This is a genomic window from Priestia sp. SB1 (assembly GCF_038898415.1).
In genome coordinates, this window is the sequence record NZ_JBBJSS010000003.1 from 515,144 (window position 1) to 536,924 (window position 21,781).

Here is a 21,781-nt window from a genome sequence, read left to right on the forward strand (position 1 = left end):
GATGGGAGAATGTTGACAAAAATTGTGAAATGCAGCATACCGACTGATAAAAAAGCATCTTTTTCATATACGCAACAGCATTGGGCTGCTCTTGCGCACGTGAATGGTTTCATTGGCCAATTAGGGGGTTGGAACGTGGAAGATGAAACAGATGCTTGTATTCTAGCTCTGTGGGAAGATGGAACAACTTATCAAGAATTCATGAAGCATACTCATGATTCTATTTTTTATAAAAGCAAGCAGGATCAAACATATACGAATTTGGACGTTTCAACATCAGATCCGTCCTACTTCATCGGAGCACGCTACAATTATTATAGAAGCAGCGCGATTGAAAGCCGTTATTTAGTAAAGACGGAAATTGAAGTCGATTTTTACGACAAAGAAGATATTCATGAGATGGTAAAAAGCTTGATAAATCCTTCTTATCGTTGTTTATCTCACGTTGTATCACCGATCGAGCATAGCAAGCTTGTCATTTTTTCATTATACGGATCTGCTTGTCCGCAAAAAACAATTGATACTTTCGTTCATCCAAATGTACTGAACGCGTCTCAATACATATACCAATTAGAGAAAAATTGGAACGTTCTTTCCAATTAAAAAATAGAAGCCTAGGCCCGACGCCAAAGCTTCTATTTTTTTATGATATGAACCTCTTGATTTTGTACGGTAATGACTTCCTCCGTCATTCCTACAAACAAACCGCTTTCTACTACGCCTGGAATCATTGTAAGCTGTTTTTCCAGCACAGCAGGATTTTCAATTTCTGAAAAATGGCAGTCTAGAATATAATTTCCGTTATCAGTGATAAACGGCGTATGATCATCTAAAAGCCTAAGCTGCGGTACACAACCTGCACTGCGAATATGCTTCGCCGTCATTTCCCAGCCAAAACGTATAACTTCAACAGGAAGAGGAAAAGCTCCTAGCGTCTTCACTATTTTCTTAGAATCCGCAATCACGATAAACCGCTTCGCTGCGTACGCAATCATTTTTTCTCGAAGCAGCGCGCCTCCTCCTCCTTTAATTAAAGAAAGTTCGCTATCCACTTCATCCGCTCCGTCAATTGCTATATCAATATATTCAACATCCGCTAAGGTAACAATAGGAATACCTAGTTTCCTTGCCAGTTCTTCTGTTTTTTGAGAAGTAGGAACCGCTTTGATGTTTAATCCATTTTTTACTCGTTCACCTAGTTTGACAATTGTATAATAAGCTGTTGAACCTGTTCCTAGCCCTACAATCATTCCATCTTCAACAAATTGTGCTGCTTTTTCACCAACTGCTTGTTTTTCAATCATACGAAGGCCTCCTTACTCATATTGTACCCGTTTACATAAAAAAGCAAAAGCATTATGAATCCTTTCAAAAAAACTCAGCTGACTATTCAGCTGAGTTTTTTTGAAACTGTGTATTTAGAAGAATTTTTTCTACCCAATACTGCTGTTTTGTACTGTTTGTCTGTTCGCTGCTTCTGAGTTCAAACGTATAGTAAATATACTTGCTTGAATAATCATCATTCACATAAGCATGATAAATGCTATGCTTTCCATCTCTTGTTTGTTTTTTCACATAAATCGTTGCATTTTTACCTTTTAACATGTAATCAGGCTGAAACGCATCCATTTTTTTTTGAGCTGCTTTGCTTTTTTTCTTAGAAAATAAAGCCGTTATTTTCCCAGCATTGTATGAATCATTTTCCTTCGTTGATGCTGTCCATACTTCACTTTCATCTTCACTGCTTTTATAAGAAGATTTATGAATAACATACTGAAGCGGAAACCACATGCTATATTGATTGGTATCCGAAGTAAATAATTCAAATCCATTGTCTGTTTGTTCATGATCGACCAAAAACGTACTCGTAAACTTATCTGCCTGGGCTTCACTTTTAAATTTCCCGCTTTGAAACAGCCAAATTCCTACGGCAATGACCAATGCTCCAGCTACTGATGCGGCTTTTTTTCGATCCATTGTTTCCACACACCTTTTAATACCCCTTTAACTTTCGATAATACCATATTCATGTTTACATCGTCATAAGGAGAAATAACCAAAGGATTATCAAAGCGCACATGCTAATTTAACTAGAGAAAATAAACTTTTTTACAATAGTAAATTTGATAACAGACGCTGAGCTAACAGCCGGTTAGCTTTGCCGGGCTCTATCATATACGTTAGTAGTTCCTGTTTTTCAGCTTTCGCTTTTATCAAACATTCACCCGTTGGAGAAAGAAGAGAAGTCGTGCTTTTTTGGCTCTCTAAGGCATAATTCACGCTTGCAAAGTAAATACCATTCTCCGTACTTCTTGCAATCATTGCATAATCATAAAACTTCGGATCTGGTACTTCACCAGTAAACTGTGGATGAAACACAATGCTTGCTCCTCTTACAGCAGCCCATCGAACAGTTTCAGGATAGCGCCATCCCTCGTGGCAAATAACAATACCGAATTTCACGCCGTTTATTTCAAACAACTGGCGGCCATTTCCAGGCTTATAACCAAATTGATCTTCTGCTGGATCAATTTGGTTTTTAGTTTGATACCCTAATTCTTTTCCATTTTCATGAATTACAAAAGCAGTTAAATGCATACCAAGTTCGTCGCGCCATTCCAGTGGTAAAATTACGTTGAGCTTTAACTGTTTGGCAAGCAACTTAACTTTATAAAGCGTATTTTGTTGAATTTCGTGATTGTATGTCTCAACTTCAAAACCCACTCCTCTAAGTCCTGGCACAATTGATTCTGGAAAACATACAAGGTTACACCCTTCTTCTGCTGCTTGTTTCATACAATTTTCTACCGTTTCTACACCCTCTACGGCTGACTTTGGAAATCTCACTTGCGCTAACCCAATTTTCATTCATTGCTCCTCCACTTCCAACATCATAAAAAACTCATGCTACTAGCGTAACATGAGTTTTTTATCTTTACGTAAATAATTTAATTTGCTGGCGGCTTAATCTTTAATCTGCTGTTCCTTTGCTTCTGCAATGGCTTTTTTTAAATGTCCGTCATGTTTATCGAGCAGCTGGTGCACTTCATCACCTTCTATAGAAGTAAGAAGCGCAAGGATAGCGGCTTTTGGCGTTTTGTATGTTTGTAAACTTTCGGCTGCCTCTTCTGATGAGACGCCTGTTAGTTCTGCAATAATATTTTTGGCACGCTGGACGAGTTTATCATTAGTCGGCTGTACGTCTACCATTAGATTGCTGTAGACTTTACCAATTTGAATCATAGAAGCCGTCGTCAGCATATTAAGAACAAGCTTTTGAGCAGTTCCGGCTTTCATTCTGGTAGAACCTGTTACAACTTCCGGGCCTGATTCTGCTACTATTGCGTAGTTTGCTTCTTGTTCCATAGCTGATTGAGGAGAATTTACAACGCAGCCCGTTACTGCCCCCAGGCTGTTTGCATACGCAAGCGCTGAGAGTGTATAAGGCGTTCTTCCACTTGCAGCTATCCCTACAAGAATATCTTTATTTGATAAATTAATCGCTTTCAAATCTTCTATCGCTTGTTTCTTATTATCTTCTGCTCCTTCTAACGCGTGCCGGAGCGCCTTGTCTCCCCCGGCTATGATCCCAACTACTTGTTCGGCAGGTGTACCGAATGTTGGTACACATTCAGATGCATCTAACACGCCTAGCCGCCCGCTTGTACCTGCTCCGATATAAATCAGACGTCCGCCTTGTTTAAAAGCACTGACAATTTCATCTACTAACAAAGCAATAACAGGCAGCACCTTATTGATTGCCTGAGGCACTTGGTGATCTTCTTCATTAATTTTTTTTACAATTTCCAGGCTTGATAATTCATCAATGTTTAACGTTTGCGGATTGCGTTTTTCTGTTAAGATATGATTTAAGTTCACTGTGATCCCCTGCCTTTTCCACGATCATTTTTTCTCTATTGATACTCTTTCATGAACAGCTGATAAGCTCCTTTAGCAGATGATACTCGCTGTGTTGCCCACTGGATATAGTTTATTTCTTTTTCACATGTTTTTTTATAAACATTAAACACTTCTGGAACTTCCGTTAAAATGCTGCCTTTGCATGCCAGCAAGCAGCTCCCTTCAAACTGCTGCTTCTTATACAAATGCAGCGTCATGTTTGCAAGGTTCTTTCCAGCCCGTTGAAGAATGTCACTTGCTTCTTGTTTATGATTTCTTGCTTGCTGTACAACAAGCGGAGTGAGTGAAGCAACTTCTGATTTAGGAGATGAATAGACAAACTTTTTTATATCGTGTATGGTGTCTGCTTTTACATGTTGCAAGATTGTCTGACTAAGGCTGCTGTACGGACGATTTTGATCATGCTCTTTCGTCAGCAATATCAGTGCTTGAAGACCAATCCAATATCCGCTTCCTTCATCTCCAAGAAGGTGTCCCCACCCTCCACCGTATTCATACACTCCATCTTTTTTACCAATGCTGACGGCTCCAGTTCCTGCAATGGTTAAAATCCCTTCTTTTCCATGCAGTAGTGCTTCATGTGCAATCATGGCGTCATCATATAAACCTACTTCTACGTGATAACGATTATAAAAATATCTTTTTATTTCTTCTTTGGATAATGCTTTACTTCCAGCAAGTCCTAGTGAAATGCCTTTGCATGTATGACCAGCAAGCTCAGTTTTGCACGCCATAATACATTCATCAATATGAGTAATAGCCGTGTTGTAATTAATGAGTAAATTGCCGTAACCGCTTTTTGAAGCAGCGAGCTGTTGGCCATCTAAGCTGTACGCAACGGCTTCTGTTTTTGTTCCCCCGCCGTCAATACCAATAATATAGTCCATTTCATCACCGCTCACAAAAAGCAAATTTATCCCATGGCTGCAGTTCATTTAATAAGAAAATTTCCTCTTCCGCAATGCGGCCTACTACGTTTGTTTTACCTGAGTTCTCCATGTCTAACAGCGCAATTTGCAGCTCTCCTTTGTACTGACCGTAGAGTTCATTTTCTATTAAAATATCGCCTCTTCGAATGGAAGGAGTATGCGTAGGCTTGAATTCTTCTTTTTTATATTTTACTCGGCTTTGCGTAGAGCGAATTAAATAATCCGATACGTCTCCGCGGTAAAAATGAAACTCTTCTAGCACAATTTTTTTCTCAAGCTCGGTAATCGTATCATACAGGTTCACATTAAAGGTAAAGCGCTCTTGCTGAACAACATCACGCAGCGACTTCATTTCTTCTTCCGATGCATAAGCATTCGCAATGATTGCACAATCAATTAATCCCGTTTTAAAAAGATGCTTAGCCTGCACGTCGATCGGAAGCGTGCGATGCATTTCAAGCGTACAAAGCCCTTCAGTAACAGGCCACGGTCCAAAAGTAGCACTTGGTGAATTAATAAACGCTGCTGTTTCAAGGTTATGTTCTTTAAACAACGCTGAACACTTCATAAAGTGATCATACGACAATCCCGCATATCGATGAGGATAGAAGTTGTGCGACCCCAATAGCTGTTTTCGATTCGGCTGGTAACTTAAAATATTATCAACATACTTTGTTGCATTACTCATATTAATTTCAATTTTTAAGCCGTATGGATTAAAGGTCATAATGGACTCTTCATTTCCCGTATAGCCTAGATCAAGACGAATAGCATAAGCCCCTAATTCTTGAAAAAAAGATAGATCATCATAAGAAATGCCAAGCGCTCCAAATACGCGAGGAGCGATATCCACTACTACTTCCATCTCTAGCTCATTGGCAAACTCAATGATTTCTTTAAAATTTGCCATTACTTTTTTCTGATCGCCTTCAACAGAAAGCAAGCACGTAAAAATGCGGGTAAATCCGTATTGATGCGCAAGTGCTATATACGCTTTATCTTTTTCCACAGTCGAATGTTCCGGATAAATCGCAATACCTAGCTTTTTCATTGATTTTCGCCTTCTTTTTTAAATTTTTTAATAAGCTTAATCATATGTTCAATTAATTTTTGCTCTGAAATAGCCGTCATTAAATGATCTTGTGCGTGAATTAAAAGCAGCGACTTTTCAATTGTTTTTCCGTTCAATTCACGTTGAATAAGCGTAGTTTGCGTTTTATGAGCATGACTGAGCTCTTCTTGAGACTGCTTTAAAAGTTCGTCAGCTTTATTAAAATCATAATCTTCAGCTGCTTCTAACGCTTCATATGCCAGTGACCTAGCATTTCCTCCGTATGCAATAAGTTCAAAAATTTCATTTTCCATATTTGCTGCTTCTGTCATTTCTTCCATCCCCTTTTTTATAGTGGTGCAGGCGTAATGTTTCCTAATATTACAGGAGACAAAGCACCGGTTGCACTTGGTACATTGCTTGGATAACCTGCAAGTGTTTCATTTGCGAGCACCGCAAAAGCTACGGCTTCTTTTGCTTCTGAAGACATCCCTATTTCTTCTTGTGTATACACGCTGCAGCGCTTCCCTAGCTTGGCTTTAATCATATTCATCAGCGTATTGTTATAACTTCCGCCTCCTCCAATAATCACTTCGTCAATAGAATAGGCGGGAAAAATAAATGTTTCATAGTGATGTACAATGGATGATGCCGTGAACATGGTAATCGTAGCTAGCAAATCTTCTTTTTTATGGTTGCTATATTTCTCTAGCAGTCTCCTTGTGTACTGTGTACCGAACAGCTCTCTTCCCGTCGATTTAGGAGGAGAAAGATTCATGTAATCATGGTTCATACAGTCTTCTAAAAGCTCTGAAATAATAGTTCCTCCAGCTGCTAAACACCCATTTTCATCAAATGCAACATGAAAAAGCTGCTGACACGCTTCATCTATCATCATATTTCCCGGCCCCGTATCAAAAGCTACTACGGGTATAGGAGAGTGTTTTGGCGGAATCAACGTTACATTCCCAATACCTCCAATGTTTTGAAGCAGCCTTGTACGATCAGCGTGGCTGTACAAAATTCGTTCGGTGTGAGGAACTAACGGAGCACCTTGCCCGCCCGCTGCCATGTCCATCACTCTGAAGTTTGCCACTACCTTCGTTTTGGTTTCATAGGCAATAACAGCAGGCTCTCCAATTTGGAGTGTAGACATCGCTGTATTTCCTGAAGCATACGGCTGATGGTAAATGGTTTGACCATGCGATCCGATGACATCTACTTGTTCAAGAGAAAACCCGGCTTCTTGGCACACTCTTTTCACTGCATCTGCAAACGCGTAGCCAAGTTTAAAATTCAAGCTGCAGATCAGCTGTACATTTGAATGTTCGAGAGAAAGCGCCTGTTCAATTTCTTTTTTTAACGGCGGTGAAAACGGCATGGTAATGAACTGAAGAAGCTTAACTTTACTTCCATAGCCGCTTCCTTCAATCTCCACAAGAGCTGCATCAATTCCGTCCAGTGACGTTCCTGACATAAGTCCAACAGCATACATACTACGCATTCACTTCCTTAAAAAAAGCGGGTAAATACTTGCGATGAGCTTGAAGCAGTTCATCTAAGACCGCCTTAGCCAGTTCGTCACTTGGAACAAGCGGATTAATGGTCAGGGCAACCAGCGCTTTTTCGTAAGATCCTGTAACCGCGGCTTCTGCTCCTACTCGTTCAAACGATTTAATTTGCTGTACGAGTCCATTCACTTCTACCGGAAGTTCACCGACAGCGAGTGGTACTGGTCCTTGCTTTGTTACCACACAGTTTACTTCAACCGCAGATTCGTTTGGCAGTGAAGAAATGGCGCCATTATTTCTTACATTTAATGTTTGAATATCACCTTTATCGTTATAAATGGATGAAATTAAATTACATGCGGCATCGCTGTAGTAAGCGCCTCCTCGTTTTTCCAGCTGCGGAGGCTTACTTTCTAGATTTGGGTTTTTGTAGAGTTCAAAAAGCTCGGCTTCTAATGCTTTGACCACTTCAGCGCGCGTAGTACCTGACTGAAAGGCCAGAAGCTCTTCTGCTACTATTTCTTTTGTTTTATAGTAGTAGCGGTGATAAGGACATAAAATCACGCCAAGAGCTTCCAAAAAATCCGGTTGCCACGGAATAGGAGCTATGTTTCTCATTGTTACTTGAGACTTTGGATCACTTAAAAGTTGAATGACTTCTTGCGTTACTTCCTTTCCTTTGGCATACACATGCAGCCCATATACCAAGTGATTTAACCCTGCAAATTCAATGTGCACATCTTCTTTTTCGATTTGAAGCAAGCTGGCGATTGAGTTTGTCATATGTACAGGCAAATTACAAACTCCTACTACTTTAGAATGCTTTCCGTAGCGAAGCAGCGCCTCCGTTACCATACCGGCAGGGTTTGTAAAATTAATAAGCCAGGCGTTTGGACAAATTTCGTGTATTTCCTCGGCAATCTTCAACAAAACCGGGATTGTTCGCAAGCCCTTAAATAATCCTCCCGCCCCGTTTGTCTCTTGACCAACCATTCCGTACTTAAGAGGGATGCGTTCATCTTGAATACGCGCATCAAGCTGGCCTACTCTAAGCTGTGTCGTTACAAAATCAGCATTTATTAACGCTTTTTTTCGATCAAGCGTTAAATGAATTTCCATATCAACACCTGCTTTTTTGACCATTCTTCTAGCAAGTGCTCCTACAATTTCAAGCTTCTCTTTTCCTTCTTCAACATCTACAAGCCACAGCTCTCGAATTGGAAGCTCATTGTACCTTTTAATAAACCCTTCGACCAATTCAGGTGTATAGCTTGATCCTCCCCCTATTGTCACTACTTTCATTCCTTGCCCCTCCTTGTTAAAAAACGGCTAAATATGTAACGGCTGTGCACCCTGCCCCGAGCAAAACAAAGCGTATACAAACAGCGGTTTTAGATAAAGCTGCTGTTGAAAGCCGAATAGAAATAAATGTTGTAAGCAAAGCTGCTGACAGACTTGTAATGGCAAATAAACTATGCTGCGCTGACAAACCAGCATACTGCAGCAAAGGTGTAAAAATAACGTTACAAAGAACCATGGTCAACAGAAATAAAAACACGGTTTTATATCGAAATCGAACAAACATTGATCTTCACTCCTATTAAAGAGATAGAAGCCAAACAAGTTGGCTTCTCTTTCTTTACATTTGAACTGAGCTATCGGATGGTGTAACCGTTGCTTCATCGCTTCTTTCCATTTCAACCATCTTTCGGTCGTACATTTTAAAGAACGGAAGATAAATCACAACAGAAATAGCAATATTGACAACGACCAGTACAACCGCCCGCCAGTCTCCTCCGGTCGATAGATATGCCCCAATCGGCGCCGGGAGCGTCCAAGGAACCATTACGTATGTTGGAGTAATAAGGCCTGTCGCCGTTGCTGCGTATGAAATGATCGTTGTAATAATCGGGATGATAATAAAAGGAATAATTAAAATAGGATTTAAGACAATTGGCAAACCGAAAATAATTGGTTCGTTAATATTAAAAACCGCTGGAATAAAAGATGTTCTAGAAAGCGCTTTCGAATATTTAGATTTTGAGAAAAACAGCATTGCTAAAGCAAGGCCTAGCGTCGCTCCAGATCCTCCGATCCAAACAAACCATTGAAAGAACGTTTCGGGTGCAATATACGGGAGCGTTGAAGCTCCGTCTGCTACCGCTTCAGCATTTTTCGCTAAATATACTTCCCATACAGGCCGTGCCACTGTCCCAACAACTGAGACGCCGTGAATACCAAATGACCAGAAAAACGTAATTAAGAAAACCGGTATTAATACTCCTGCTAAACTATCTCCTGCCTCTACAAGCGGAGCAACTAGTTTATCAACTAAATGATGAAGATCGATACCTAAAACAATTGTAATAATGGTCATAAGTACAACAACAATCGCAACTGGAATTAGCGCTTCAAAAGACCTCGATACTGAAGGTGGCACTTGCTCCGGCATTTTAATGGTGACATTTTTTGCTTTACAAAACCTGAGAATCTCGACTGATAAAATCGATACAATCATCGTCACAAATAAACCATGTCCTCCAAGGTTGGTCATTGGAAGCATAAACCCTTCTTCTTCAATCAGCTTTGGAGTCACCGTAAGAAGTAGTGCAGCAACTGCAATTTGTGCTCCTGACAGCGGATCGAGATTATAGCTTTTGGACAAGTTATACCCTATCCCAAAGGCTATATATAAAGACATAATAAACATCGTTACGCGATACGGTATTAAAATGTTGGCGCTGTTATCAGCTGCCCATTTCGCAATTGTGCTATCTTGCGGCACAGGCGGAAATGCTAAAATTAAGAAAAAACTTCCGATAATGATAAATGGCAAAGCGGAAATAACACCATCACGAATGGCTTGAAGATGCCGCTGTTCTGATAACCTGGCCATAGGTCCCGATAAATTGTTCTCTAAAAACGACACAAATTTGCTCATATACCCTTTCCCCCTCTATATTCTCCCCTTGTGTAATAAACCCCTTATTTATTTAAAAAGCAGGAAGAAACCTGCTTTCCTTAGCTAACGAGCTGTTGAACCGTTTTATAAAGCGTCGGACCTCCAAGCGGCGTATAAGCCTGCGGCGGAATGGGCCCGCATGGAACAGAAGCTTTATCCGCTTCCGCTTTCACTGCGTTAAACCGGTGACGAATCTGCGGTGCAACCATTACAACGTCCCAGCCCTTTTGAATTTCCTCTGCCACTTCATTTGTCCCAATTGCCAGTACTTCCATATCCGTTCCGTGCTTTTGTGCTTCTGTTTTTAATGCTTTCACCACAATCGCACTTGACATTCCTCCAGAACATACAAACAATACCTTCATTTTCTCGTTTCCCCCTACCTCTTGATTTTTTGAATTACATTATGTGTATCGATTATGCGCTCAAACACTTGATTGCCTTTTTGAATACATAACCGTATAAACATCGCATCTACAATGGCTAGCTGAGCAATACGAGCGCTCATCGTTCCAATTCGAATATGCTGCTCTTCTACTGAAATAGTCAGCAGAATATCAGCTAATCTAGAAGCTGGAGATGATCCGTGCTGCGTTAGCAAAATAACCGCTGCCCCTTTATCTTTGGCTATTTGCATCAGCTCCACCACTTCTTTTGTTTGACCGGAAGTCGATACTACAAACAGCACGTCATCTTTTGTCATATTCGTAGCCATCACCATTTGAACATGACTATCTAATGAAAACAGCGCTGAAATATCAATTCGAAGCAGTTTATACTGCGCATCGAGCGCAACTACAGATGATCCCCCTGCTCCGTATAAAAACACTCGTTTCGCTCTATGAATAGCTTCCGCAGCTGCATCAATTGCAGAAGAGCTCACTAAACGACTCGTGTTCATAAGTGCGCTCATACTTTTGCTCATGACTTTTTCAAGCACGGCTTCGGTCTCATCTTCAAAATTAACTGGAAGATTCGGCAGCTGCTCGTTATTCACCTTATGGGCATCTTTTGCTAATTCAATCTTTAATTCTTTAAAACTATTAATCCCTACACGCTGACAAAAGCGGATAATCGTAGCTTCGCTGCACTGACACTGCTTAGCTAGCTGTTTGGTCGTTAAGTTCAACGTGGTCGTAGGATTTTCTAACACGTAATCAGCTACTCTTCCTTCAGCAGGACTGTAATGATTCATTTGTGCATCGATTAAAGTAAGTACGGAAAATTGGCGCATGAATTCCTCCATCGTTAAGTAACGTATTTCTAAAATATTCTTTAAATTACCATTATTATATTTTTTCTGAAGTTTAATTTCAATATTTTTCTGATATTTTTAAAACTTTATTTTATTTTTCAGAATATTTTATTAAAACCTATTGTGAATATAACGACCGCATGCTATATTATGAAAGAAATTTTATCTCAACCAAAAAAAGAAGGAGGAACGAACATGCATATAAAAAAATGGATTGGAGGCATCTTGTTTTTGCTGCTGTTTTGTTCGAGCACATTACCTGCTAAAGCAGACGTACCTACTACGTATCAAAAACGGGAGCTTCGAGCGGCTTGGATTGCAAGCGTATACAATATTGACTGGCCTTCTCAGCCTGGTCTTCCGGTTGAGCAGCAAAAAAAAGAGTTTACCTATTTGCTAGATGAAGTACAAAAGATGGGAATGAATGCTGTGGTCGTTCAAATTAAACCTACCGCTGATTCCTTTTATCCGTCGAAATATGGCCCGTGGTCAGAATATTTAACGGGTACACAAGGTAAAGATCCCGGCTACGATCCTCTAGCTTTTATGGTGGAGGAAGCACATAAGCGCAACTTAGAATTCCACGCATGGTTTAACCCTTACCGCATTACCATGAATCATACTGATTTAAACAAACTTGCCGATAATCATCCTGCCAAACAACATCCTGATTGGGTCGTCTCCTATGGAAAACAACTCTACTACAACCCAGGTATTCCCGAAGTAAAAAACTTTATTATTGAAGAAGTGCTCGAAGTCGTAAGAAACTATGATATTGATGCTGTTCATATGGATGACTATTTTTATCCTTACAAAATTGCAGGTCAAATGTTTCCGGATCAAAAAACATATGAAACCTACGGTGCTCAAACGTTTTCGAATATTGAAGACTGGCGCCGAGACAATGTTAATCAGCTTGTTCGAGATTTAAATACGGCTATTAAAAAAACAAAATCATACGTGAAGTTTGGCATCAGTCCGTTCGGCGTGTGGAGAAACATCGCTAATGATCCAACTGGCTCTGAGACGACTGCTGGACAAACAAACTACGATGATTTGTATGCTGATACGCGTACGTGGATTCAAAATGGATATATTGATTACATCACTCCGCAAATTTATTGGAATATTGGATTTGAACCCGCTGCTTACGATACGCTGCTCAACTGGTGGAGAGATGAAGTTCGCGGAAAGCCAGTTCACCTTTATATTGGACAAGCTGCTTATAAAATTAATAACAACGCGGTGGAAGCATGGTCTGATCCCGATGAGTATCCAAGGCAAATTGCTCTGAATCATCAATTTCCAGAAGTACACGGGAGCATGCATTTTAGCCTGAAAGATTTGAACCGAAACCCGCTAGGAATAAAAGATAAGCTGCAAAACGATATTTATAAACATCCTGCTCTTATTCCGGCAATGCCTTGGCTTGATGATACGGCTCCAAAAGCACCAAAATTAAAAAACGCGGGCCCTCATACAAAAGAAGCGGCGTTTGAAATTCGAGATCATCAGCAGAATGATTCCGCCTATTATGCCATTTATCGCTTCCAAGGCAATAAACGAGGTGACATCAACAACGCAGAAAACTTACTGACAACCGTTCGGAAAACAGGAGAAACACAATTATTTGTAGATCAAAGCGCACTCAAAAATCAAACGTACACATATGTTGTAACCTCTGTTGACCGTTTGCATAACGAAAGTGATGTTTCCCGTACGCTTACTGTAAAAGCACCTCATTAAAAAAGGTTCTATAACAAAATGTATGGTAGGATAAAGAAATCAAATGATGCTTTATCAAGCCATTCTGTTATAGAAAGTAGTGAAAAAAGATGGAACCAAACTATGATCGCGCCTTTGGCGTATATGGAATTTGTATGCGAGATGACAAGCTGCTTGTTATTCGAAAAAATAGAGGGCCGTATATTCATCGCTTTGATTTGCCAGGCGGACAGCTAGAACACGGTGAAACATTAACAGATGCGATGAAAAGAGAATTTAGTGAAGAAACTGGCTTTGAAATTACTATTATTTCTCAAGCCGGTACAACGGATTTTCAGTATCCCTGTAAGTGGAAAGAATTTACTCATGTACATCACATTGCTGTTTTTTATTACGTAGACATTGCCGGCGGTGAGCTTCTTTCCAACCCCGTCCAGTTTGAAGGACAAGATTCTTTGGAAGCATTGTGGATCGCACCGCAAGATCTTAACATTGATAATGCTTCTCCTCTTGTTCTAAAAGCAGTGGAATCTTTAAGCTTATTATCATGGCCTTATGAATCTCAGATTTATGATGAGTGGGAACTTAAAACCTCCGAATGATGATAGTGACTAAACAGTATTTCTAAATATCGCAGGCTTAGCTTCTGTTTAGGCCAAAATCAGAAAATATGTTTAATTTCTTTCTAACGGTGGAATAGACAAGTAACACTACTTAATCACTAATAGAAAGGAAGATTATAATGAGTAAAGGTTTAGGAGATAAAGTTAAAGGAAATGTATCAAAAGCTAAAGGTGAAGTAAAAGATCAAGTCGGAAATGCAACGAATAACCGCGATCTTCAGCGTGAAGGAAAAGCTGAGAAAGCAAAAGGAAATGCTCAAAAAGCAGTAGGCGAAACAAAAGATACATTTAGCAATAAATAAAAAAGGACGAGCTTAATGCTCGTTCTTTTTTTATTTAATAAGCTGATTTAAGCTTTTAATGATTACGTTTGGCTGCAACTCTTTATGCTCAGCTACATTTCCTTTTCGGTTAACCCAAGCCGTTGCGAACCCGTAGTTTTTAGCACCGGCAATATCCCATGTATTCGATGACAGAAACAATACTTCTTCTCTTTTTGCATTCATTTTATTTTTTGCATAATGATAGCTTGCCATTGTAGGCTTGTACTGTTTGATTTCGTCTATGGAAATAACGTCTTCAAATAAATGATTCATATTGTGATAAGAAACAAGCGGATCAATCATATGCTTAGGACCATTCGTAAAAATAGCCAGACGATATCCTTTTTCTTTTAAATAGGCGAGCACCTCTTTGACCTCATCGTAGACATTCAGCTTCATGTAAGCACTCATCAGCATTTTTTCTTCATGTTCCGTTAAATCAATATCATTTGCTTCTGCTGCATATTTCAGGGATTGATTTGTTAATGTATAAAAGTCAACGTATCGTCCCATCAGCTGATATTGCATTGCATATTCAATTTGCTTCAAACGCCATAAATGGCTAATACTTTCTCCTCGTTCCGGATACAGCTTATCACACGTTTCAATAACGGTATGTACATCAAACAGTGTTCCATATGCATCAAATAAAATCGTTTTAAATTTCATCTGTGTTCGCCTCCTTCTTTCATTTTACCCACTCGTAAAAAAACATAACGTTTTTTCTGTTAAAAAAGAGGCATATTACCAGCTGAAGTATGCTCATTTCTTATGAAGATAAAAAAACAGCAGGCTCTCCTACTGTTTATAATCCCACACGACTTTCCATTCTCCTTTTTCACGAACAGCATACACTTTCTGCACCAAATCAAAGTTTCCATATTTCCCTTTATACGTTTGGATAACGGTCATTTCGTAAACAACAGGAAACGCTTTACGATCATTTTCCATCTTCCAGCTCTTTCTTTTTTCAACATCTTCAATGGAATACGTAAAAGTGTCTACTCCGAAATGATTGAGAAATACGTGTGCTCGATCTTGTATGTATGCACCTTTTGTCCACTTCTTTTTCATGGACGAATGAAAAAGGTTCCATGATTCCGAAAAGTTCCCTTCCTGTTCTAGCGTATAAAATTCTTTTACAGCAGATTTGGCTTGATGACTCGGAGAAAAGAATGTAAATTGAAACATCCAAATTCCCAGCGCAATCAAAGCAAGAAACACAGCTACTCCTAAACTTCGCTTCAAAAGCAGTGTTTTTTTTCGATACAAGTAAAAAGCCCCTTTATCAAAAATGCAGTATACAACAGCTTATTCGATATCAGGGCTTTTTAGTATTGTCGAACTAAACTTATCGGACATATCCTCAAAAAAGAGATTGAGACATAACTACACACATGAAATCTACGTTCACCTTAACCATAAAAGATCCGAACAATTCATCGTTCGGATCTTCCTTCAACTAAACTACGTTTGTCCCAGCCTCTTTCTACGCTATACAATGTGAAAAGCCATTTGCATGGCTGCTAAAAAGCCCACGAACACAAGGCCCGTCACGAGACCCTCTTTCCAATCTGGCCGGTCTCCTCGAACAAATTTAGCAATATCATACGATAGCATGGCTGCTAAAAAAATCGTTAAAACAATATACAGCGGCTCCATCTTCTATCACCCACTATTTCTTTTCTTCAGTGTAACAACTTTTTCATAAGTATGCATGTAAAAAAAGCAGCTTAAAATTCTTGACGAATGTGTGAAATTTCTCTTTTTTATGCATAAACTACTTAAAAGCGTGAAAGGAAGATGCCCTTTGTCTGCTTTTAATCCTCAGCAATTTAGCGTCACATACCGGCAAGGAAGCACGCCCACCTTTCCTTTTATTGGGCGCCGCTATACGCTCACCCATTCTGAACAAACAGACGATTTATTTCTTTGGATCGACGAAAAGTTTGCTGTTGATCAATTAAATGAGCAGCGAAATGAGCTTTTTGCCGAATGGCTCCACAAAGACGGTGTTGATACGCTGTATGTATACGTATTTATTGGAAATGAACACACGGAAAAGTCTGTTCAAGCCATACGGTATGCTATTTTCAAACAAGAAATGCCTTATTTATTAAAAGCATTGCGCTACGGTGATGCCACGTTTTTCAACGCTCACCCTGCTTTAGATCGTTCCCCCATTTACGTACATTTTCATTCCAGTGACAAAGAATTTCATTCCATTCGATATTTTCAAACGCCTTCTCACTATGCCTAAGCATATGAGAAGGGATCTTTACTTCGTTAATCTCCTGTTTTCCAAACTCCATTTCTTCTAGGGTCTCCCGCCCCTTCCATTTGTTTATCTTGAAAATTAATGGTTAACGCTTGGATACCTCCATAAAAGACGTCGCTTTCCTTTGTTTCTATCCGAAACGCAGAAGGGATATTTTTTGTATCTAAATCAGGCTCTATATAAATAGTCGAATCGTCAAAAATAAATCGCGGTTCATTTACAGCTTCTTGAAGCGGTTCATTTCCTTCAAGATTTTTAGAAAGTACCTGAGTTAAAATTTGAGGAATCCGTGTTCCGCCAGGAGAACCTATTCCCATCGCCCACTCGCCTTTTTCTCTTATAATAGTTGGAGCTGTAAAGGTTCTTGCTCTTTTTCCTGGCTCACGATTATTCGGTTCTTTGCTTCCAAACGTATCAGCATTATTATTAAGAAAAAAACCGTCAACTTGTTCGCCTGTACCAAAGAAGTTACTTAACGTATTGGTTGTTGATACGACGGTTCCTTCTGAATCAATAACTACAAAATGTGTTGTACTTTCGTGTTCTTCATCCCCTTCACCTGAAGAACTTGTCGGGTGATTGACCAGGTTTGTTATATAATCATCACTAACTAACTCACTTGAGTTTTGATTATGAAAGTCAGGATCGCCGATTTGTTTTAACCGGTCGGAGTAAGCTGCTTTTTTAATTCTGTTCATCGTTTCGTAATAGTCTTTGTCAGGCATTGTTTCAAGATTTTCTTTCTCTGCCATTTTTAACATTTGAATCAGTGTAATCCCGGAAAAAGGCGGAGGCGCTGAAATCACTTCCGTTCCATTGTAAGCAGAAACGACAGGCTTGGTTTCTGTCACTTGATAGGAAGATAGGTCTTTTTTAGAAATAGGCGTTGCATCAGCAAGATCTTGTGCCAAATCTCCTTTATAAAATGCAGATGCACCTTCTCGCTGAATCTTAATTAACGTTTTAGCCAACACTGGCTGGGACAGCGTTTCTCCTTCTTCGATTGCTTCTCCCTTCGGATAAAAAGCGGATAGATCATCCACATCCATCCTTCCTCTAGAATAATACAATCGCGAAGATAAAAGAGAGTCTACTTCAAACCCTTTTTCAGCGTATTCAACGGCCGGCTGAATTAAATCACTCATTGATTTTGTGCCATACTTCTGCTGAATATATTCCATGCCAGCCACAAATCCCGGCACGCCGTTTTTACCGCTCATAGAAGTTGGAGCGGTTTCCCGGTAATCGATAAAGGTAGCAGGCTGATCTTTTTTGGCAATCAGCATACCTCCACCTCCGCCAATTCCGGATCCAAAAGGTTCGACTACATTGAGGGCATACGAAATAGCAATGGCCGCATCTACTGCATTCCCGCCTTCTTTTAATACGTCCATCCCTACATTTGCTGCCAGAGAATTCGATGAACTCACACCATAAGAATGATCATTATTTTTTTTTAGCAGCTTTTTAGGACTAAGATCTGTACTCGATTGAGTCATAAAAAAAGCGGCTATAACCCCGATTAACAACAAAACAGCAACAATATTAAATAACAGTAATTTTTTATTCACACATTCCCCTCCATTTTTACTCATATGTATATTTTGTGAAGCGCTTTCATTTTTATCCATACATTAAATTGCACACAAAAAAGACATCGCCCCGGACGATGCCTTTTTATTACTATATATGTTTTATTTCCCAGAAGCTGCTGCAGCATCATTTACTGCATCTGTAGCAGCAGATTTTGTTTGTTCAATCATTTTTACGTTATTTTCGATTTTTTGCTGTTCATCTGTTGAAAGAGTAGCCGGATGTTTTAAAGCTCCAAGTCCTGCTACTACTCCTGCTACAATAGCAATTGGTCCTACAATCCCTACGATACGTTTTGCGATCATTTTCTATTCCTCCAATTAAATTAGTCTGTACTTTTTTCCCATAAACCGTGGCGGCGCGGATCAGCGTCACCTTGAATTTTATTTTTCTTTAAGTCTTTCACAAGAGCTTGAACGCCTCCGTAAAACATCGCGTTATCATTGTTTTTTAAGTCATAGCCGTACGTTTTTAAACCATCTTTAATTGACTGTTTAAGCTTAGCTTCTGAATAAAACTTATGAGAATCAAAAATCACACGCTTGTTTTCTACTGCCTTTTCAATGGAATCTTTGTCCTCAAAATAATCCCCAATTACTTGCGTTAACACTTGCGGAATACGATTTCCTCCCGGTGTGCCAATCGACATTACCCATTCATCACCTTCACGAATAATGGTAGGGGCTGTAAATGTTCTTGGACGCTTACCAGGTTCACGCTTGTTAATTCCTTGTCCAAACGTATTGAGCGTATTATTCAAAAAGAATCCATCTACATATTCACCGCTGCCGAAGAAATTACTCAGCGTATTCGTTGTCGATACAACGGTTCCGTCACCGTCCATCACAACAAAATGAGTGGTACTTTCATGTTCTTCGACGTCGCTTACTTTGGTGTGATCTGTTTCAGTATTATTTAATTTATTACGAAGTAAATGCACGTAGTGATCGTCGATCCAATCATTTGGCGTTTCTTTTATAAAAGCCGGATCGGCAATTTTCTTCAAGCGGTCTTGATAAGCTACTTTTGAAATTTGACCAAGAAAATGATAATAAAGACTAGGATGCGATTCCTTCAGCTTCCAAATATCTTCTTGATCCGTCATTTTTAACATTTGAATGAGCGTAGCACCAGCAAAAGGAGGAGGTGCTGAAATAATTTGATGACCTTTATAATTAGTTGATAGAGGTTTGCGCTCAACAGGCGCATACTTTCGCAAGTCTTTGTGACTTACTTTCGTTTCTCCTGTAATATCGTCTGCAATTTTCCCTCTATAAAAAGCATTTGGCCCTTCTTCCTTAATCTTTTGCAGCGTGTTCGCTAATTCATGCTGTTTGACAATTTCACCTGTGTTAATGGCGTCTTTATCTGGGTAAAAGCTAGGAATTTCATCTTCATTCACATTACCTTTGTATGAAACCAGCCTATCGTGCAAATCTTTGTCCACTTTGTACCCCTTCTCGGCATAGTTAATGGCCGGGTCGATTAGTTTGCTCATCGACAGAGATCCGTAGTGGTGCTGAATATAATCCATACCAGCGACGAACCCTGGTACGCCAATCTCATCTTCTTTATCATTCTTAGGTGCAATTTCTCGGTAGTCAATAAATGTTGGAGAGGCATCTGCTGGATCAATCAGCATTCCGCCGCCTCCCCCAAGTCCTGATCCGTACGGTTCCACAACACCAAGCGTGTAGGAAATGGCAATGGCTGCATCAACTGCTGTACCGCCTTGTTTAAGAATTTCCATACCTACTTTTGTGGCGCGAGGATCTGAAGTACTTACTGCATATTCTTGTTTTGGAAACATAAATTGATAAACACATACACCTACTATGAGTGAAAAGATGACAATGGAAACAATAATCGTATTACGTTTATTTATCATCTTTTACCTCCTCTGTGTATGACGGGCTATTAGTTAGCTTGTGCTTCTTTCTTTTTGCGCTCCTCTGCATGTTTTATAATGCGAGAATGATCTAAGTTTAATTCAAACTTGTTTCGTTCTTTTTCTAACAGTTCAGGGTTTGAAGAAAACTTGTTTAAATCGTTATAAATACGCTTCATGCGCCAAGGGTTATCCGTTGGAGTTGGTGTACCTGCTTTAATAACCATTGGAATAACATCAATTTTAGCTTGGCCCTGCTTGTTTAAATGATACTGAACCATCGCTGTATTTTTTGTACTTGACCATCCTTGGTCAAAGATAAAGTTTCCTAAGCTATAGAAAATAACCGAACCTTTATATACGTCATATGACTGTAGAACGTGCGGATGGTGACCGATGATAATGTCCGCACCAGCGTCTACCATCGCTTTTGCTAGTCCTTCTTGACGAGGACTTGGCTGTGCATCGTATTCTTCACCCCAGTGGGCATTTACTACAACTAAATCAGCATTTGCTTTCGCTTGCTGGATCGTGCTGAAAATAAGATCCGGATCTGCTTTTAAAATACCTGGGTTGTTTTTTCCAGCGGACATTCCGTCTGAATGTACATCCGTAAACCCTACGGTTGCAATGCGGATGCCGTCAGCATCTTTATATGAAATATGCTTTGCTTCTTCAGAGTTACGGCCAGCACCAACAAAATCTAATTTGTTTGCTTCAAAAGTAGAGATCGTATCTTCTAACCCTTTTGCACTGTAGTCCATTGAATGGTTGTTCGCTAAGTTTAATACGTCGAAACCTGCATTTTTAACGGTCGCTAGATCAGCAGGCTTACTATATAAATGAATACCTTTTTCCATTGCTTTATATGAATCTACGTCGTTTGTTAAAATCGGCGTTTCGTAGTTCCCGCTTACGTAATCCGAATTTTTAAAGAACGGCTCCACGTTGCGGAATACAAAATCTTCTCCGTAGCGTTCAGTTACTTCTCTTACATGGCGACCCATCATAATGTCTCCGACCATAGTCATCGTTAAATCATTATTGGCCTCTGGATTAGCCGTCTCAGGGTTTTCAAGAGCGTCCGAACGCTCCATCCATCCTGAAAGAGCTAAAATTACGATTAAAATTGGCGTTAAGATAAGAGCTTGCTTGCCCGTTGTAGGCTTTGTTTTCTTTATAAACATCAATACTTTTTCTTGAAAGTTTAATTTTTTCTCTTTCAACGCTTTCACCTTCCTTTACCAGCTGCGGTTTGTTTGTGTATTAAAATAAATAATAAACTTGCATAATTCCAAATGTTACACCACTTAATAAAACCGTTGTTCCAACTGTTAAAGGAAGACCTTGCTTTTGCATTGTATTTGCAATTAAGCCCGGTACAATGATACCAATTCCGCGTAATTCAAACACTTCAAACGGCAAGATCGGGAAGAAATAATCAAATGCAACTTTAATCACAATACCCGTAATTAACATCGCTGTAAATTTGCGACGTCCATATAAAATAACTACTTTTGAGATTCCGTACACGACGATAACATACGTTAAAATACTAATTAAGAAAATCATTAAAATGGTAATTGGCTGATCAAATACAAGAGCTAAATACCCCGGTACGATAAGACCGGCTGGCAATACGCCCGTTTTTTCTGTAAAAATTAAGCTTAGTGTAACCCCTAACACAAGGGCAATATATAAATCTGATCCGAACATGAAATG

Annotated in this window: 26 protein-coding genes; 5 read left to right on the plus strand and 21 right to left on the minus strand. The window is 39.6% G+C overall.

Annotated elements, in window-relative coordinates:
- Positions 1–9: 9 nt before the first annotated feature.
- Positions 10–603 carry a YdbC family protein gene (locus WKH56_RS13160; RefSeq protein WP_013055735.1) on the plus strand — a complete coding sequence of 198 codons (594 nt, stop codon included), beginning with the start codon at positions 10–12 and terminating at the stop codon, positions 601–603.
- 32 nt (positions 604–635) lie between these two features.
- On the opposite strand, the gene rpiA is transcribed toward WKH56_RS13160, so the two are convergent.
- From rpiA to WKH56_RS13225, 13 genes are all read right to left on the minus strand, one after another.
- Positions 636–1,304, minus strand: coding sequence for a ribose-5-phosphate isomerase RpiA (gene rpiA / locus WKH56_RS13165; protein ID WP_028412258.1), 669 nt, complete (start codon positions 1,302–1,304; stop codon positions 636–638).
- An 82-nt stretch (positions 1,305–1,386) separates the two neighbouring features.
- A complete protein-coding gene (locus WKH56_RS13170) occupies positions 1,387–1,977 on the minus strand; it encodes a hypothetical protein (protein WP_048020142.1) in 591 nt (196 codons plus the stop codon).
- Positions 1,978–2,109: 132 nt separating this feature from the next.
- Positions 2,110–2,868: a carbon-nitrogen hydrolase family protein gene (locus tag WKH56_RS13175; RefSeq protein WP_048020141.1), complete on the minus strand. Its 759-nt coding sequence runs from the start codon at positions 2,866–2,868 to the stop codon at positions 2,110–2,112.
- A 96-nt stretch (positions 2,869–2,964) separates the two neighbouring features.
- A complete protein-coding gene (murQ, locus tag WKH56_RS13180) occupies positions 2,965–3,879 on the minus strand; it encodes an N-acetylmuramic acid 6-phosphate etherase (RefSeq protein ID WP_048020140.1) in 915 nt (304 codons plus the stop codon).
- A 35-nt stretch (positions 3,880–3,914) separates the two neighbouring features.
- On the minus strand, positions 3,915–4,808 hold the full coding sequence (locus WKH56_RS13185) for a BadF/BadG/BcrA/BcrD ATPase family protein (RefSeq protein WP_048020461.1): 894 nt from the start codon (positions 4,806–4,808) through the stop codon (positions 3,915–3,917).
- Between the two features lie 4 nt (positions 4,809–4,812).
- Positions 4,813–5,901, minus strand: coding sequence for a DUF871 domain-containing protein (locus WKH56_RS13190; RefSeq protein ID WP_028412254.1), 1,089 nt, complete (start codon positions 5,899–5,901; stop codon positions 4,813–4,815).
- On the minus strand, positions 5,898–6,233 hold the full coding sequence (locus WKH56_RS13195) for a PTS lactose/cellobiose transporter subunit IIA (protein ID WP_014461294.1): 336 nt from the start codon (positions 6,231–6,233) through the stop codon (positions 5,898–5,900). The genes WKH56_RS13190 and WKH56_RS13195 overlap by 4 nt, the downstream gene beginning before the upstream one ends.
- Before the next feature lie 17 nt (positions 6,234–6,250).
- Positions 6,251–7,396: an anhydro-N-acetylmuramic acid kinase AnmK gene (gene anmK / locus WKH56_RS13200; RefSeq protein ID WP_048020139.1), complete on the minus strand. Its 1,146-nt coding sequence runs from the start codon at positions 7,394–7,396 to the stop codon at positions 6,251–6,253.
- 1 nt (position 7,397) lies between these two features.
- Positions 7,398–8,714 carry a 6-phospho-beta-glucosidase gene (locus tag WKH56_RS13205; RefSeq protein ID WP_048020138.1) on the minus strand — a complete coding sequence of 439 codons (1,317 nt, stop codon included), beginning with the start codon at positions 8,712–8,714 and terminating at the stop codon, positions 7,398–7,400.
- Between the two features lie 16 nt (positions 8,715–8,730).
- Entirely contained in the window at positions 8,731–8,997 is a 267-nt protein-coding gene (locus WKH56_RS13210) for a hypothetical protein (RefSeq protein ID WP_033578208.1), read from the minus strand.
- A gap of 54 nt (positions 8,998–9,051) precedes the next feature.
- Positions 9,052–10,353 carry a PTS sugar transporter subunit IIC gene (locus tag WKH56_RS13215; RefSeq protein ID WP_033578207.1) on the minus strand — a complete coding sequence of 434 codons (1,302 nt, stop codon included), beginning with the start codon at positions 10,351–10,353 and terminating at the stop codon, positions 9,052–9,054.
- 80 nt (positions 10,354–10,433) lie between these two features.
- Positions 10,434–10,739 (minus strand): PTS sugar transporter subunit IIB, encoded by a 306-nt coding sequence (locus tag WKH56_RS13220; RefSeq protein WP_028412249.1) that lies wholly within the window; start codon positions 10,737–10,739, stop codon positions 10,434–10,436.
- Positions 10,740–10,753: 14 nt separating this feature from the next.
- A complete protein-coding gene (locus WKH56_RS13225; protein WP_033578206.1) occupies positions 10,754–11,608 on the minus strand; it encodes a MurR/RpiR family transcriptional regulator in 855 nt (284 codons plus the stop codon).
- A 216-nt stretch (positions 11,609–11,824) separates the two neighbouring features.
- Here WKH56_RS13225 and WKH56_RS13230 point away from each other — a divergent pair, with 216 nt between their 5' ends.
- The 3 genes from WKH56_RS13230 (at position 11,825) to WKH56_RS13240 (ending at position 14,279) form a co-directional block, all read left to right on the plus strand.
- A complete protein-coding gene (locus WKH56_RS13230; RefSeq protein WP_028412247.1) occupies positions 11,825–13,375 on the plus strand; it encodes a glycoside hydrolase family 10-like protein in 1,551 nt (516 codons plus the stop codon).
- Positions 13,376–13,464: 89 nt separating this feature from the next.
- Entirely contained in the window at positions 13,465–13,956 is a 492-nt protein-coding gene (locus tag WKH56_RS13235) for an NUDIX hydrolase (protein ID WP_028412246.1), read from the plus strand.
- Positions 13,957–14,096: 140 nt separating this feature from the next.
- Positions 14,097–14,279: a CsbD family protein gene (locus WKH56_RS13240; RefSeq protein WP_014461302.1), complete on the plus strand. Its 183-nt coding sequence runs from the start codon at positions 14,097–14,099 to the stop codon at positions 14,277–14,279.
- A 30-nt stretch (positions 14,280–14,309) separates the two neighbouring features.
- Here the strand turns inward: WKH56_RS13240 and WKH56_RS13245 are convergent, their stop codons facing one another.
- The 3 genes from WKH56_RS13245 to WKH56_RS13255 all read right to left on the minus strand — a co-directional run bounded on the left by WKH56_RS13245 (position 14,310) and on the right by WKH56_RS13255 (position 15,962).
- Positions 14,310–14,969: a haloacid dehalogenase type II gene (locus WKH56_RS13245; protein ID WP_028412245.1), complete on the minus strand. Its 660-nt coding sequence runs from the start codon at positions 14,967–14,969 to the stop codon at positions 14,310–14,312.
- A 129-nt stretch (positions 14,970–15,098) separates the two neighbouring features.
- Positions 15,099–15,572, minus strand: a complete 474-nt coding sequence (locus WKH56_RS13250; protein WP_028412244.1) for a hypothetical protein — start codon at positions 15,570–15,572, stop codon at positions 15,099–15,101.
- Between the two features lie 222 nt (positions 15,573–15,794).
- Positions 15,795–15,962: a hypothetical protein gene (locus WKH56_RS13255; protein WP_014461305.1), complete on the minus strand. Its 168-nt coding sequence runs from the start codon at positions 15,960–15,962 to the stop codon at positions 15,795–15,797.
- A 148-nt stretch (positions 15,963–16,110) separates the two neighbouring features.
- Between WKH56_RS13255 and WKH56_RS13260 the strand changes: the two genes are divergently transcribed.
- Positions 16,111–16,560: a staygreen family protein gene (locus WKH56_RS13260; protein WP_028412243.1), complete on the plus strand. Its 450-nt coding sequence runs from the start codon at positions 16,111–16,113 to the stop codon at positions 16,558–16,560.
- A gap of 26 nt (positions 16,561–16,586) precedes the next feature.
- Here WKH56_RS13260 and WKH56_RS13265 read toward each other — a convergent pair whose 3' ends face one another.
- From WKH56_RS13265 to pgsC, 5 genes are all read right to left on the minus strand, one after another.
- A complete protein-coding gene (locus tag WKH56_RS13265; protein ID WP_034269815.1) occupies positions 16,587–18,149 on the minus strand; it encodes a gamma-glutamyltransferase family protein in 1,563 nt (520 codons plus the stop codon).
- 123 nt (positions 18,150–18,272) lie between these two features.
- Positions 18,273–18,476, minus strand: a complete 204-nt coding sequence (locus tag WKH56_RS13270) for a CapE family protein (protein ID WP_014461308.1) — start codon at positions 18,474–18,476, stop codon at positions 18,273–18,275.
- A gap of 20 nt (positions 18,477–18,496) precedes the next feature.
- On the minus strand, positions 18,497–20,059 hold the full coding sequence (locus tag WKH56_RS13275) for a gamma-glutamyltransferase family protein (protein ID WP_310884221.1): 1,563 nt from the start codon (positions 20,057–20,059) through the stop codon (positions 18,497–18,499).
- Positions 20,060–20,088: 29 nt separating this feature from the next.
- Entirely contained in the window at positions 20,089–21,285 is a 1,197-nt protein-coding gene (locus WKH56_RS13280) for a CapA family protein (protein ID WP_028412240.1), read from the minus strand.
- A gap of 40 nt (positions 21,286–21,325) precedes the next feature.
- A complete protein-coding gene (pgsC, locus tag WKH56_RS13285) occupies positions 21,326–21,775 on the minus strand; it encodes a poly-gamma-glutamate biosynthesis protein PgsC (protein WP_013055707.1) in 450 nt (149 codons plus the stop codon).
- Positions 21,776–21,781 lie beyond the last annotated feature (6 nt).

Excerpts from the sequence above, each read along its gene's own strand:
- WKH56_RS13210 (WP_033578208.1), bottom strand. The coding sequence starts at position 8,997 with ATGTTTGTTCGATTTCGATATAAAACCGTGTTTTTATTTCTGTTGACC.
- WKH56_RS13225 (WP_033578206.1), bottom strand. The coding sequence starts at position 11,608 with ATGCGCCAATTTTCCGTACTTACTTTAATCGATGCACAAATGAATCAT.
- anmK (WP_048020139.1), bottom strand. The coding sequence starts at position 7,396 with ATGTATGCTGTTGGACTTATGTCAGGAACGTCACTGGACGGAATTGAT.
- WKH56_RS13275 (WP_310884221.1), bottom strand. The coding sequence starts at position 20,059 with ATGATAAATAAACGTAATACGATTATTGTTTCCATTGTCATCTTTTCA.
- WKH56_RS13240 (WP_014461302.1), top strand. The coding sequence starts at position 14,097 with ATGAGTAAAGGTTTAGGAGATAAAGTTAAAGGAAATGTATCAAAAGCT.
- WKH56_RS13195 (WP_014461294.1), bottom strand. The coding sequence starts at position 6,233 with ATGACAGAAGCAGCAAATATGGAAAATGAAATTTTTGAACTTATTGCA.
- WKH56_RS13185 (WP_048020461.1), bottom strand. The coding sequence starts at position 4,808 with ATGGACTATATTATTGGTATTGACGGCGGGGGAACAAAAACAGAAGCC.
- WKH56_RS13175 (WP_048020141.1), bottom strand. The coding sequence starts at position 2,868 with ATGAAAATTGGGTTAGCGCAAGTGAGATTTCCAAAGTCAGCCGTAGAG.
- WKH56_RS13215 (WP_033578207.1), bottom strand. The coding sequence starts at position 10,353 with ATGAGCAAATTTGTGTCGTTTTTAGAGAACAATTTATCGGGACCTATG.
- WKH56_RS13245 (WP_028412245.1), bottom strand. The coding sequence starts at position 14,969 with ATGAAATTTAAAACGATTTTATTTGATGCATATGGAACACTGTTTGAT.
- WKH56_RS13170 (WP_048020142.1), bottom strand. The coding sequence starts at position 1,977 with ATGGATCGAAAAAAAGCCGCATCAGTAGCTGGAGCATTGGTCATTGCC.
- WKH56_RS13255 (WP_014461305.1), bottom strand. The coding sequence starts at position 15,962 with ATGGAGCCGCTGTATATTGTTTTAACGATTTTTTTAGCAGCCATGCTA.
- WKH56_RS13160 (WP_013055735.1), top strand. The coding sequence starts at position 10 with ATGTTGACAAAAATTGTGAAATGCAGCATACCGACTGATAAAAAAGCA.
- WKH56_RS13270 (WP_014461308.1), bottom strand. The coding sequence starts at position 18,476 with ATGATCGCAAAACGTATCGTAGGGATTGTAGGACCAATTGCTATTGTA.
- WKH56_RS13190 (WP_028412254.1), bottom strand. The coding sequence starts at position 5,901 with ATGAAAAAGCTAGGTATTGCGATTTATCCGGAACATTCGACTGTGGAA.
- rpiA (WP_028412258.1), bottom strand. The coding sequence starts at position 1,304 with ATGATTGAAAAACAAGCAGTTGGTGAAAAAGCAGCACAATTTGTTGAA.
- WKH56_RS13235 (WP_028412246.1), top strand. The coding sequence starts at position 13,465 with ATGGAACCAAACTATGATCGCGCCTTTGGCGTATATGGAATTTGTATG.
- WKH56_RS13205 (WP_048020138.1), bottom strand. The coding sequence starts at position 8,714 with ATGAAAGTAGTGACAATAGGGGGAGGATCAAGCTATACACCTGAATTG.
- WKH56_RS13230 (WP_028412247.1), top strand. The coding sequence starts at position 11,825 with ATGCATATAAAAAAATGGATTGGAGGCATCTTGTTTTTGCTGCTGTTT.
- pgsC (WP_013055707.1), bottom strand. The coding sequence starts at position 21,775 with ATGTTCGGATCAGATTTATATATTGCCCTTGTGTTAGGGGTTACACTA.
- WKH56_RS13220 (WP_028412249.1), bottom strand. The coding sequence starts at position 10,739 with ATGAAGGTATTGTTTGTATGTTCTGGAGGAATGTCAAGTGCGATTGTG.